Source organism: uncultured Mesonia sp. (assembly GCA_947499595.1).
In the GTDB taxonomy this organism is placed as follows: domain Bacteria; phylum Bacteroidota; class Bacteroidia; order Flavobacteriales; family Flavobacteriaceae; genus Mesonia; species Mesonia sediminis.
This window is the reverse complement of record CANMOY010000062.1, coordinates 1-225: the sequence shown is the minus strand read 5'-3', so window position 1 is coordinate 225 and position 225 is coordinate 1. Positions and strand designations below refer to the sequence as shown.

Annotated in this window: 1 protein-coding gene; it reads right to left on the bottom strand. The window is 50.2% G+C overall.

Annotation, left to right across the window (positions count from 1 at the left end; translation table 11 throughout):
* On the bottom strand, positions 1 to 225 hold a 225-nt coding region (locus tag ACH2AZ_RS12570; protein WP_394908111.1), incomplete at both ends, for a hypothetical protein.

Below are 225 nucleotides of genomic sequence, written 5' to 3'. Positions count from 1 at the left end.
TTTAAATAAGCGCCTCGCCCAGCATCATACTCCCCACAAATGCTTATAGGAAAAGGACCGCTTTGTACAGCCACCGGCGCCAAACAGGGGTCTTGATTTACCGGTGCAAGCAAACTACAAGCACTGCTGCCTGCAGTACCCGTAGGCTCGTCTATAGAAACCTTCCCAAAAACATCATTGCTACAGCTGGCATTGCCCAGGTTGTCTATGTAGGCGTAGCCGTAA